Annotated in this window: 12 protein-coding genes; 7 read left to right on the forward strand and 5 right to left on the reverse strand. The window is 63.1% G+C overall.

From position 1 onward, the window contains the following. Window positions 1-239: 239 nt before the first annotated feature. The 4 genes from DA1_RS31455 to DA1_RS30145 all read right to left on the reverse strand — a co-directional run bounded on the left by DA1_RS31455 (window position 240) and on the right by DA1_RS30145 (window position 2,909). Window positions 240-392 carry a hypothetical protein gene (locus tag DA1_RS31455; RefSeq protein WP_230590747.1) on the reverse strand — a complete coding sequence of 51 codons (153 nt, stop codon included), beginning with the start codon at window positions 390-392 and terminating at the stop codon, window positions 240-242. A 116-nt stretch (window positions 393-508) separates the two neighbouring features. Further along, window positions 509-760, reverse strand: coding sequence for a hypothetical protein (locus DA1_RS28965; RefSeq protein WP_034391977.1), 252 nt, complete (start codon window positions 758-760; stop codon window positions 509-511). Window positions 761-1,813: 1,053 nt separating this feature from the next. Beyond that, window positions 1,814-2,239: a hypothetical protein gene (locus DA1_RS30830; protein WP_155294199.1), complete on the reverse strand. Its 426-nt coding sequence runs from the start codon at window positions 2,237-2,239 to the stop codon at window positions 1,814-1,816. A 10-nt stretch (window positions 2,240-2,249) separates the two neighbouring features. Beyond that, complete coding sequence (locus DA1_RS30145; RefSeq protein ID WP_080736831.1) at window positions 2,250-2,909, reverse strand: S24 family peptidase; 660 nt, start codon at window positions 2,907-2,909, stop codon at window positions 2,250-2,252. Between the two features lie 73 nt (window positions 2,910-2,982). Between DA1_RS30145 and DA1_RS28980 the strand changes: the two genes are divergently transcribed. After that, window positions 2,983-3,210 (forward strand): helix-turn-helix domain-containing protein, encoded by a 228-nt coding sequence (locus tag DA1_RS28980; protein ID WP_034391980.1) that lies wholly within the window; start codon window positions 2,983-2,985, stop codon window positions 3,208-3,210. Between the two features lie 24 nt (window positions 3,211-3,234). Here the strand turns inward: DA1_RS28980 and DA1_RS28985 are convergent, their stop codons facing one another. After that, window positions 3,235-3,483, reverse strand: a complete 249-nt coding sequence (locus tag DA1_RS28985) for a hypothetical protein (RefSeq protein ID WP_034391982.1) — start codon at window positions 3,481-3,483, stop codon at window positions 3,235-3,237. A 27-nt stretch (window positions 3,484-3,510) separates the two neighbouring features. Between DA1_RS28985 and DA1_RS28990 the strand changes: the two genes are divergently transcribed. The 6 genes from DA1_RS28990 to DA1_RS29015 all read left to right on the forward strand — a co-directional run. After that, complete coding sequence (locus tag DA1_RS28990) at window positions 3,511-4,041, forward strand: phage regulatory CII family protein (RefSeq protein WP_051940622.1); 531 nt, start codon at window positions 3,511-3,513, stop codon at window positions 4,039-4,041. Beyond that, the gene (locus DA1_RS28995; protein WP_034391984.1) at window positions 4,031-4,879 is read left to right on the forward strand and encodes a hypothetical protein; all 849 of its coding nucleotides are present in this window, start codon (window positions 4,031-4,033) and stop codon (window positions 4,877-4,879) included. The genes DA1_RS28990 and DA1_RS28995 overlap by 11 nt, the downstream gene beginning before the upstream one ends. Before the next feature lie 29 nt (window positions 4,880-4,908). Continuing rightward, on the forward strand, window positions 4,909-5,250 hold the full coding sequence (locus tag DA1_RS29000) for a hypothetical protein (protein WP_034391987.1): 342 nt from the start codon (window positions 4,909-4,911) through the stop codon (window positions 5,248-5,250). Window positions 5,251-5,274: 24 nt separating this feature from the next. Next, window positions 5,275-6,345, forward strand: coding sequence for a YdaU family protein (locus tag DA1_RS29005; protein ID WP_034391989.1), 1,071 nt, complete (start codon window positions 5,275-5,277; stop codon window positions 6,343-6,345). 223 nt (window positions 6,346-6,568) lie between these two features. Further along, window positions 6,569-7,033, forward strand: coding sequence for a hypothetical protein (locus tag DA1_RS29010; protein WP_230590748.1), 465 nt, complete (start codon window positions 6,569-6,571; stop codon window positions 7,031-7,033). Further along, window positions 7,030-7,581 (forward strand): phage terminase large subunit family protein (locus tag DA1_RS29015; RefSeq protein ID WP_174549425.1); only part of this gene is annotated, 552 nt, incomplete at its 3' end. The genes DA1_RS29010 and DA1_RS29015, both read left to right, overlap by 4 nt.

The following is a 7,581-nucleotide window of genomic DNA, read 5'->3' on the forward strand; positions in this document are numbered from 1 at the left end:
CCTGCTGGCGTGCTGTGCTGCCAGGGCATAGGCGTCGGCCAGCGCGAAGGCGTGCCGCAGCGCGTAGTGCCAATCGCTGGCCCAGCGGTGGTCGCGGTCAGCGGTGGCAGATGACGACATAGGGCCGGTCTCCAAATTGCTCCAGCGCCCAGGCGCATGCGTCTTGCGTGCAGGCGCCGACGAATTGCTGCTGCGTGCAGCCGCATTTGATGGTGAAGGTGCGCATAGGGCTCCAGTGATCAGAGGGTTGGCAGTTCCAGCGGGATCTGCTGGAGCTTGGTTGCGGCAGGCGCATCTGCGGTGCTGGTCTTGCGGGTGCGGCGCTTGGGTGGAGTGGCCGCCTCCGCAGCGCTGGCCAGCTGCTCGCGCGCCCTGGCGAAGGTCTGGGCCACGTTGGTGTGCTCGCTGCGGCGGTAGACAAAGGCCTGATCGGTGATCGGTGATCGGCGTGGAGGGGCGGGTGATGCGGGCGAGTTGCATGTGGGTCTCCGGCATGCAAACGGCCCGCTCAGTGGCGGGCCGTTGGTTGGTCAAAGAAGGTGGTGCCGCACCAGGCGTAGAGCAGCATTCCGCTGTGCCTGGCCTCGTCCAGTGCCGCATATCCCGCGTCGCTCAGCAGCGCGCATGCGCTCCAGATCAGCGGGTGGCCGGCGCCCTCGCGCTCCATCACGGCGCCTTCGGCCAGGTCGCGGAAGTAGGTGGCCAGCCAGAACGGCCCGGCAGGAGTTGGCTGCGGTGTCTCGGGATAGGGAGGGCTCATGGCTGGTCTGGGCATGCCTCGAAATACCTCGTCCCAGACCAGGCGTAGAGCAGCATCCCGTCATCCCGGGTTCGTGCTGCAGACGCACTCGTCTCATCTGTCTGCTTGGTGCGGGCTCCGTAGAGAGCAAGTTGGGTAACGTTGTCCGTGCCGGGGCCGCGCTTTGCGTGGCTGCGTTTGCAGAGCTGATCCAAGGCTGCGGTTTCCGCCAGATCCCGGAAATAGGCGGCGAGCCAGAAAGCTGGGTGATGTGTGCCAGGGGATTTCGGGTAGGGCATGCTCAGATGCTCGGCCTTTGGCTTGCGAGGTGGGCGACGCGGTGGGATGGCATTTGCCATGGCAGATCTCCAGTGGTAGACGAAGAAAAGGGCCGGTGCCGCGTGGCGGCTGCGTGGGCGAGATGGCTGGTGGTTGCGAAGAGAGAAACCCAGGCCCGGCGAAAAAGAAGGCCGCATGTGCATCCAAAGGCGGGTGCTTGAGAGGGCGGAGGCGCGGCGTCAAACCGAAGCGCCCTGCAACCCAAGACGCTTGGGTTTGCCCTGCGTTGCGCAGGGCGGGCGCGCTGCTGGCGGTCAGCCCGACAGCCGGCAGTGCTTCAGCCATTACCCGCCATGGCTGCGGTGTGTGGGCGCCTCGAAGAACGAGGTCATCCCCTGGCGGTCGTTGTCACGCGCTCAGTGAAATCGGCCACGCTGGGCCGCAAGGGGGTTTTCAGGTCTTCGCGCCGCAGCTCCAGTGATTGGAGTGGGCGCCTGCCGGCCTGGGCGAAAGCAGGGCTCCGATGGCAGCCCCATGCTTCACAGCGTGGGGTGCTGGTCTTGTTTATTTCGCAGGGCGAGAGTGGTCGATAGATGGTCTGGGCTGAGCCAGCCACAGTCTTGTGCCACTCTCTTTTTAAGGACCGGCGCGAGCCCGGCCGATGCCGTGGTGCCCAACGCGATCAAAGATGCGTTGGGCGAACTTTACTAAGAACTAAAGTGACGGTCAACAAAAAGCTAAAGAAATCTTGAGAGATTTGTAAACATTGCTTGAGACCGGGGGGCAGCTGCGAGGCTAGCCGGTGCAGGCTTCGTAGATCCCGAGGCTGCGCGCGTCAGCTTGGCTGGAAGATGTTTGGTCTATGAGCGCAGCTTCAGATGTTGCGGCGAACCGCTTGAAGCCGGTGAACCCGCCGTATGAGTTTTTCCCATTGACCTCGCCACACACCACTGCACCTTCTTGGAAGGCAACTAGGCGAACGTTTCTGAACTGAGCGCTCTGAGGGTCTTTCAGGGCATTCGATACAGCTGTTTTAGCGGAGGAAATTAAATCTTCTTCCGAATGACCAGAATACAAATAGTCTCGGTTAAACAAGGCATAGCCGCCGACTATCTTTAAAGATATCTGACGTTCGTGAAGATATGGGTCATATTGAGGGGCTGTCACGCAGCCGGCCATAAGTGCAGCCATCAAAGATGCCGTTACAGTGATGCCCCTCATGGTATCTCCGTTAGAAAATTAAAGAGTCTTGTCCCACGCTGCCAGCAACGCGCTCAATGCACTCAACGTCTGAGCGCATCAACGTCATCGGCTCATACCTGTTATTGATGCTGACTAGTTGCAGCTCATCGTCCCGTATCCAGTTGAGCTGTTTTAGGAGACACTTTCCATCAGTCAGTTTGACAACGACGTCCATGCCTGGCTGCGATTCTATGCTTGGGGTCACAATTACATATTCGCCCGCCCTATACCGTGGGTGCATTGAATCGCCCTTGATTCTTAATGCGAAGGCGCGGGGGTCTTGTGTCCAGAAATCAACCCAGCCATCAATTCCGTTGTCTTGAATGAGGTAGCCATCATCGCCCCCTCGGACGGCGCCTGTTACGGGGACACGACGAGGCTTTTTTTCGTTGGCCGCTGGGATGGGGCTGTTGTCATCTTCTGGTTTAGTCGCAAAACCATCCTCGAAGTAGCGTTCGCCCAGTCGCAGCTCGTTTGCAATGTTGCGTGCAGACCTCTCGCCAAAGCTCTTGGCTGGGTCAAGGAGTTGAGAGATGCGACCCTCGCTGACTCCTGCGGCGCGCGAAAACTCCACCTGGCTCCCTCTGTAGGGGGGTGAGTCGATCAGTGCCCGTAGGCGCTGTTTCCGATGCTGCGTCAGTTCGTCCATGTTTAGGAAATGGTAAACAATCCGAGTTTAGGAAATTGTTGACCCTATCTTTAGAATGATCTAAAGTGAGGTGATGGAACTCAAGACTTGGCTTACTGCAGAGCGTGGCCGTTCGACGGCCTTGTCGGCTCATCTGTCTGTCACCTTGGGGCGCATCACCCAGATGGCTGATGAGGGCGTTCCTGCGAAGTACATGCTTGCTGTTCGTGACTTCTCCTGTGGGGCTGTGACGCTGGAGGAGATGTTGGCGCCCAAAGATGTGCGTCGTGCGACGAGCAGCGGCGGGGTGGCGCATGTTTGACGCCCTTGCTGGATGGTCTTCTGTTCATCTTGTCACTCTTGCAGAGATGCTTCGCAGCTGTGCAATCACTTCCGGTGCCGCGCTCCCTGTCTCCTGCATGCGCTGGCAGCACAGTTCGCTCCAGCGGGCCAACGCGCCCGCGCTGAAACCGGCTCGGCCTTCGCCTTCCAGGACTTCGATCATCTGGCCCAGGAACAGCTCCAGGGCCTGCGCCCATTGGGGGCTGCCGATGTTGTCTGCTGTGGGCGTTGCGGGTGTTGTGCTGTGGGTCATGTCGATGGCTCGCAAGGGGTTGTGCTGATGAGTGCAACTTTCTCAGTTGGCATCGCCCCTGGCTATGTCGAATCCGATCCCCAAGCCGACATTGCCGCCGGCATGGATGTGCTGGACGCAGCCTACCTGACGGCGCAGACCAGCCAGGGCGGTGTCAAGGCACTGGCCGTGCGCATGGGCATCAACGCCGGCACGCTGCAGCACAAGCTCAACACCAACAACGAAACGCACCACCTGACCCTGCGCGAGGCTGTGCAGCTGCAGGTGGTCACGGGCAATGCGGCTGTGCTGCATGCCATGGCCAGCCAATTGGGGTACGAGTGCCGGCGCGCCTTGCCAGACCAGGCAGAGGGTGACCCGGTGGAGGCCTTCATGCATTTCCAGTCCGCCGTGGCCGAGGTCACGCGCGCTGCAGCTGATGCGCACCGCCAGCCGTCGCGCAATGCGGTGCGGCGGCTTGACCGCCAGGTGCAGGAACTAACCGTCATGGCGCAGTACCTGGCCCGCTCGGCACAGCAGCGCCTGGCCGACACCCCTGGAGGTGGCAATGCGTATTGATATCAAGCCTGAGGGCGGTGATCGATACAAGCGTGCCCTGGCCGGCCTGGATGGTGGGCAGATTGCTCTGGCCACGGCCGAGGCCATCAACATGGGTGCGGGCCGTGTCAAGAATTCCATGCGCTCTGAAATGCAAAGCGTTTTCGACCGGCCCACGGGCTATGTGCTGCAGTCGGTGCAGGTGGTCAAGAAGGCCACGGCCGGCGACCTCAATGCGCTGGTGGCGCCTACCTACATGGGCGGCAAGGGCGTGGACCCGCAGCAGATCCTGGCCGCTCAGGAGGATGGCGGCCGGCGCCGTGACAAGCGCAGCGAGAAGGCCCTGCGCACGGCAGGCATCTTGCCCATTGGCTACCAGACCGCGATCCCCGCCACTCCCTACCCGGGCAGCGATGACGGGCGCGGGAACCTCAAGGGCTCGACCCTGGTACAGCTGATTGCCTACTTCCAGGCCTTCGGCGAGCAGGGCTACCGGGCCAACATGACCAAGGGGCGCATGCAGGCCCTGCACCAGCGCGGCGGCAAAGGCGCGCGCTTCATGGGGCCGGTGAAGGGCATTCGCTACATCGTGGCCTATGGCCGTCTGCGCGGCGGTGCGCGGGCAACCGCGCGTGGCGAGTACGACAAGCGGGCATCCAATCTGCCGCCCGGCATTTGGGCGGTGACCGGCACAGGCGGCGCAGACGTGCGGCCGGTGCTGATGTTCGTGCGCGGCGGCAACTACAAGCCCCGCATCAGCCTGGACGGGGTGCGCAAGCGCTCGGGCATCGATGAGTTGGTTCCCCGCTGGGTCCGTGGCCGCGTCTATGACGCATTCAGGAAAGCCAGTCAGGGCTGACGGCCCGGCTGATATCAGGAGAGATAGACATGCAACACATCACCCAACAGGTGACCTCGCATGACACCAAGGCGGATTCTTTCTCCGCCATTGGTAATGCCACGCGGGTGCGCCTCAATGAACGGCTGTACAGCAGCCTGGCCGAAGCCCACCGCCGGGGGCAGCCCGCCCTGAGCCGGCGCGAGCTGCGGGACTTCCATAACGAGTGCACGGGCGAATGGCTGGAGATCTCCAGCGTGGCCAGCACGGTCAATGCGCTGGTGGCGGCCAAGCGAGTGGAAGAGGTGGCGGCGCGGGCCTGCTCCCTGCCGCCGCATCGCCTGGTCAAGCCTGTGCGCTGCCGCCTGCAGCAGGCGACGTTGACGGACTGAATTGATATCGAAGGTTGAGCAGGCATGAATCACTACCCCCACCACATCGGCGACTTCAACACCGCGACACGGCACTTGTCACGGCTGGAGCGTGCCATCTACCGTGACATGCGTGACATGTACTGTGACACCGAGGCGGCGTTGGACGGCTCCAGCTTCGATCTGCTGGCGCGGCGCCTGCTGTGCCGGTCGCCGGAAGAGATCGATGCCCTGCAGTTCGTGCTGGCTGAGTTCTTTACGCAGCTGCCCGATGGCCGATATCAGAACGACGAATGCGAGCAGATCGTGGCCCAGTTCCGCCAGCAGCAGGAGGGGCGCAACGAGGTCAAGAGCAATGAGCATCTGCGGCAGAAGCGCAGCAGGGCTAGGCGTAGTGCTATCTTTTCTGCGCTTCGTACTCTGGGTGTCGTGCCTGCTGCCAAGGCGAAAGCTGCAGATCTGATGGCTCTGTGCCGTCAGCATGGGATCGTCGTGACAGATACCAGTGTCACGCTCAATGGCACGGACTGGCTTGGTGGTGATACGGGCAATGTCACGCCACGTCACGGTGATGTCACGGGTGGTGTCACGCCTCGTCACGGGGATGACACGGGTAACCAGAACCAGAACCAAAACCAATACATACCCCCCAACCCCCCTGCAGGGGGGGCGAGTGGTGGACTGGCTATCGCCACGGCGCTTGCAGGCAGCTTCCCGGAGCATCGCCGCACCCGGTTGGTGGACGTGGCCGACGCCGTGGCCGATGCCATTGCCCGTGGCGACGTGACGGCCGAGGAACTGCTGGCTGCCGCTGAGCAGCAGCGTGGACTGCTGGCGGCGAAGGATGGCAAGGCCTGTCCCAGCCTGCTGCGCTGGGTGCGTGAGCAGCGTTGGAAGGACGTGGTGATGCTGGCCTCTGCGGCAGGCGAGGGGCAGCAGCCCGACAACTGGGCAGACACGCGCAGCGGCGTCGAGGGCATGGCGGCCAGCCTGGGCATGCCGGGCTACGACGACTGGTGCGATGCGCGCGCAGGGCAGGGCCTGCGGCGAGCGTTCGCGGACTACGAGGCGGCAGTGCATGCGCTGTTGGCCGAGCGTCAGGGGGTGTCGGCATGACGGTGCGCGCCCTCATCGGCGCGGCGGCGCCCCTCTCGATGTGCTCAAAAAATAGGCAGGATCGCGGGTCCTTTTTGGCCCCCTTGGAAGCGGGTAATTCGAGCCGCGCTCTCGGACTGTTGCGCAACCTTCCTAAGGGGGTTAAGTGAAGGTCCTGCCTTACTTTGATGCTCCTATTTCGCAAGCAGAATTTGCGGCTTTGGTTGGTGTCAGCGAGGCTCGCGTGAGCCAGCTGGTGGGCGAAGGCGTGATCGTCCGGGGCGATTCGGGCCACGAATGGCTGCTGAGCTACTGCGAGCGCCTACGCGACCAGGCGGCGGGCCGCGCATCGGCCGGTTTGGGTGGTCTGGACCTGGTCCAGGAACGTGCGGCGCTGGCGCGCTCGCAGCGCGAGGCCCAGGACCTGAAAAACGCCGTCGCCCGTGGCGAATTCGCGCCCATCGGCGCCCTGGCCGATGTCCTGGGGCTCGCCAGCTCAGCCGTGGTGGACCGCATGGACCAGATCGAGGGCCAGCTGCGCAAGGCCTGCCCGGATCTACCCGAAGATGCCCGCGTCACGGTGCTGCGCGTGCTCGCCGATGCGCGAAACGAGTGGATTCGCGTCACATCCAAGCTGATCGGCGAGCGCGTGGCGGCCATGGCCGAGGCGCCCGACGAGGATGAGCTGGACGAGGAGGCCGCATTTTGAGCGCACCCCTGTCGAGAGAGGCCATTTCCGCCATCCAGGCCGCCGTGCAGCTGGGCCTGTCCAGCCTGCGGGCCGACGCACCGCAAACACTGTCCGAATGGGCCGCCGACCACTTCCTGCTGGCCGGCGAATCCAGCCACCAGAAGGGCGGTTGGGTGGCCTGGCCGTTCCAGGTGGGCATTCTGGACTTCATGAGCGACGACCGGATCGAGGAACTGGCCGTCAAGAAGTCCAAGCGCGTCGGCTACTCGAAAATGATCACGGCCTTCGTCTGCTACAACATCGCGCACCGCCGACGCAAGCAGGCGCTGTGGCAGCCCACGGACGACGACCGTGACAGCTTCGTCAAGACCGAGATCGAGCCCCTGCTGGACAGCAAGGACGGCGTGCCCTCTGTGATCGCGGCCCGCAAGCAGGGCAGCCGGGTCGAGGAGACCATCAAGTACAAGCCTTTCCGTGACAGCGTGCTGCACCTGCTGGGCGGCAAGGCGGCGCGGGCCTACCGCCGTATCACGGTGGCCGTGGCCATCCTGGACGAATGGACTGCG

It is taken from the genome of Delftia acidovorans NBRC 14950, assembly GCF_001598795.1.
Classification (GTDB): Bacteria; Pseudomonadota; Gammaproteobacteria; order Burkholderiales; family Burkholderiaceae_C; genus Comamonas; species Comamonas acidovorans.